Genomic DNA, 2,461 nt, shown 5'->3' on the forward strand with positions numbered 1-2,461 from the left:
GTGACCGCCGCCTGTGAATCCATGAGCGAGCACTCCAACCTTATTGCTCTCGTCCGCGATTGGTTCGAACATGTAATCATTCATTATGATCGCCGAGAGCGGAAAATAGCTGGACGTGAGCTGCTTCGAAACTACGATCACATCGGGCGCGATGTCGTAGGTTTCGCAACCAAACATTTTGCCGGTCCGGCCAAAGCCGCAAATCACCTCATCGGCAACCAAAAGGATGCTATGCTTTTTTAGTACCTTTTGGATCTTGTCCCAGTAACTTGGCGGCGGAACGATGACGCCGCCCGCGCCCATTACCGGTTCGCCGAAGAATGCTGCGATGGTATCGGGACCTTCGTGCCGAATCAGTGACTCGAGCTCCTCGGCCCGGCGCGTCGCAAAGGCCTCCTCGGATTCTCCGGCACGCCCTTCTTTGTAAAAATGCGGGGAGCCAGTGTGCAGAATGTTGGGCAGCGGTAGATCGAAAGAACGGTGGATGTCCGAGAATCCGGTTAGGCTGGCCGTGGCGATCGTTACGCCGTGATAACTACGCAGCCGGCTGATGACCTTCTTGCGCTGAGGCTGGCCCAATGCATTCGAACGATAAGTGATCAGCTTCAGTACCGTGTCGTTCGCCTCCGAACCGGAGTTTGTGAAAAACACCTTGCTCATCGGCACTGGAGACATCTTCACGAGCTTCTCGGCGAGCTCAATGGAAGGCCCATTCGATCGTGATGCGAAGGTGTGATAGAAAGGGAGGACTTGCATCTGGCGATGCGCGGCTTCGATGAGCCGCTTCTCGCTAAAGCCAAGTCCCGCACTCCAGAGACCGGCCATCGCATCGAGGTAGCGCTTTCCCGCTGTGTCGAAGACATAGGGGCCCTCGCCGCGGTCAATTATGTGCGGTCCGGTCTGTTGGTGCGACCGCGCGTTTGTGTAGGCGTGGAGCTGATAGGCCGCATCTCGGGCCTGCTGAGAATTGGGCAGCATAGTCGTATCACACCATCGGTTCAGAACGAGCTCTCTGGGAACATTGATCGAGCGCTAACATCGTGAGACATTTAGAATGGACAAGCGAGCACCCTGTCCCGTGCCTGCTCGGAGTTATCCTGTGCGCGACTGGCTGGCCACTGCAAGAAAATCTGACGGTCCGACCAACTGTAGGCCCAAAGAGGAATTGCATCATTTGGGGAGCTCGCATCCGCTGCTTCTCTAAGACTTGAGATACTCGTAATTGGCAAATCTTTTGAACAAATGCGCGAAACCTCGCTCGCTGGCGCCTCAAGCGAAGCAAGTAGTGCGCCGAGCGAAATTGGGAGGTCTACCTACCACGCTCGCGCCGCCAAAGAAGCCTTGCCTCGGCTTAGGAGTAGCGCACAGCTGTTCTTACCGATGCGCCGTTAAGCTCAACTCCAGTCGCCACCTGAGCCTGCGGCGCTGACTTGCCGCGGCTGGCCAGCCCCGGCACATAGCGATTCTATCTCTTTGAAGACGCGCGACGCACCTACCAGGACTGGTTGCTGACACAAACTCGACGCCGCAACTGACCGCACTTTGCAACTGTACGTCCATATGGCTGACCAGTGGCAGCTCTCAATGTACAACCCAGTCCGCCAGCGTTGATCGATCGAGAGCGATGCCCTGGCGGGCATCGGGCGATGACTGCTCTCCTCGATCTTAGTGCCGTCCGGAAGCGTGATCTGGCGGCCTGGGAGGCTGCCGTGAATGAGCGTCACGATCGTGCGCGTGGGATCTGCCGCGACGGGATCAGGGCGGAAGATTGTCCCGGCGGTTGGACGCATAGACTTCCTTGAAGTGGACGCCGGATTTTGGACCGGCGGCTTAGGTGGTGCGGATGCCGTTCCCTTTTTGATAAACGGAGCGGACCATGAAGAAGACGAGACGGACAATCGATGCGGCGCTGAAGGCAAAGATCGCCTTGGAGGCGCTGCGAGAACGATCAACGGTGACGGATCTGGCGCAGCGCTACCAGGTGCATGTGAACCAGATTTATGCCTGGAAGAAACAGCTTCAGGATCAAGCGGTTCGCGCGTTCGACCCGGGCACTGGTCGGGATGGCGAGGCGGCCCACGAACTGGAGGTCGAGAAGCTCCACGCCAAGATCGGACAATTGACGGTCGAGCGAGATTTCTTAGCCAGGAGGTCCGGAAGATGAGCGCGCCGGATCGCCGAGGATTGCTTCAGCGCGATCATGAGAATCTATCGATCCGCCGGCAATGCCAACTGCTGAGCGTTGCGCGATCGAGCGTATCGGCCGCCGCGGCCGGCCAATGACAACGACCTTGAGCTGATGCGACGGATCGACCAGCTGTTCACGGCCTGGCCGTTCCTGGGCTCGCGGCGGATGACGGCGATGCTCAATGGCGAAGGCTGTCGCATCAATCGCAAGCGCGTGCAGCGGTTGATGCGCAAGATGGGCATCGCGGCGCTGGGACCAAAGCCCAGAACCACA

3 protein-coding genes are annotated in these 2,461 nt (G+C 58.3%); 2 read left to right on the plus strand and 1 reads right to left on the minus strand.

All coding sequences use genetic code 11. The annotated features are described in order from the left end of the window. Positions 1-978, minus strand: a 978-nt coding sequence (locus ACM43_RS09750) for an aminotransferase (protein WP_036032589.1), incomplete at its 3' end; no start/stop codon positions are given. An 898-nt stretch (positions 979-1,876) separates the two neighbouring features. Here ACM43_RS09750 and ACM43_RS09755 point away from each other — a divergent pair. Next, on the plus strand, positions 1,877-2,164 hold the full coding sequence (locus ACM43_RS09755) for a transposase (protein WP_036032507.1): 288 nt from the start codon (positions 1,877-1,879) through the stop codon (positions 2,162-2,164). A gap of 135 nt (positions 2,165-2,299) precedes the next feature. Further along, positions 2,300-2,461, plus strand: a 162-nt coding sequence (locus ACM43_RS38755; RefSeq protein WP_442869283.1) for an IS3 family transposase, incomplete at its 3' end; no start/stop codon positions are given.

Origin of the sequence: Bradyrhizobium sp. CCBAU 45321, from assembly GCF_028128975.1 — a bacterium.
Taxonomy (GTDB): Bacteria; Pseudomonadota; Alphaproteobacteria; order Rhizobiales; family Xanthobacteraceae; genus Bradyrhizobium; species Bradyrhizobium yuanmingense.

What these genes read in the sequence shown, in the direction of transcription:
- ACM43_RS09755 (WP_036032507.1), top strand. Translation starts at nt 1,877, where the DNA reads ATGAAGAAGACGAGACGGACAATCGATGCGGCGCTGAAGGCAAAGATC.